A 517-nucleotide genomic window follows, 5' to 3' on the forward strand; every position below is an offset into this window, starting at 1 on the left:
CAAAATATGATAAGGGAAAATGGAAAAACTATTATATTTTTTATGCGGTTGAAAAACCATTGAATTTGAAGAGGATACGAATAATCAAAATTTGCAGTTGGCTGGACAACCATTGAAATTTGACATTTTTCTATTGTTACGGGATTATGGAAAGTGCGCATTACATGTTTGAGAGCGATACCATTAAGTGCATGGAAAGTAAGCTTTCCATTAAGGGAGATCCAAGTTTGAAAAATAGGCTGGAAATATTACGAAAACAAAAAGGAATCAAGCAGGAAGAACTTGCTGAAGCACTGGAAGTTTCCAGGCAAACAATAGGTTCCCTGGAAAACGGACGATATAACCCGTCTATCATTTTAGCCTTTAAACTTGCCAGATATTTCAACACTACAATTGAAGAAATCTTCATTTATGAGGAGGAAAAAAATGATGAAAATTAATAGTCAAGTTAAAAATTACATATAGGAGTTACGCAGTTGGCTTTTACCACATTGTTTTTAGCAACTCCACAAATATA

General features: G+C 33.7%; 1 protein-coding gene. It reads left to right on the forward strand.

Features of this window, described 5'->3' with window-relative positions:
• The first annotated feature begins 164 nt into the window (after positions 1 to 164).
• Positions 165 to 440, forward strand: a complete 276-nt coding sequence (locus ASJ81_RS15040; protein ID WP_245860195.1) for a helix-turn-helix transcriptional regulator — start codon at positions 165 to 167, stop codon at positions 438 to 440.
• The last annotated feature ends 77 nt before the right edge of the window (positions 441 to 517 follow it).

Origin of the sequence: Methanosarcina spelaei (genome assembly GCF_002287235.1) — an archaeon.
GTDB lineage: Archaea > Halobacteriota > Methanosarcinia > Methanosarcinales > Methanosarcinaceae > Methanosarcina > Methanosarcina spelaei.